At 39.2% G+C, this 288-nt stretch carries 1 protein-coding gene; it reads left to right on the forward strand.

The features are described 5' to 3' along the window. Positions 1 to 288, forward strand: a 288-nt coding sequence (locus tag SB756_RS29335) for an NAD-glutamate dehydrogenase domain-containing protein (RefSeq protein ID WP_410913061.1), incomplete at both ends; no start/stop codon positions are given.

Here is a 288-nt window from a genome sequence, read left to right on the forward strand (position 1 = left end):
CATTTAACCATATGCATATATTTGTAGACCCTAATCCTGATGCCTCAAAATCGTATGTAGAGCGTGAACGTTTATTTAATATGCCTCGTTCTTCGTGGGAAGACTACAACAAAGACCTTATTTCAGCCGGCGGTGGTATTTTCTCTCGTGCTGCAAAATCGATTACCCTTAGCCCAGAAATGAAAAAAATGCTGGGTACAAAAAAAGCAAGCATGACACCTAACGAGTTAATGAAAGCATCATTAATGATGGAGTTTGATTTGCTCTGGAATGGTGGTATTGGTACAT

Origin of the sequence: Pseudomonas sp. SIMBA_068, assembly GCF_046534705.1 — a bacterium.
In the GTDB taxonomy this organism is placed as follows: Bacteria; Pseudomonadota; Gammaproteobacteria; order Pseudomonadales; family Pseudomonadaceae; genus Aquipseudomonas; species Aquipseudomonas putida.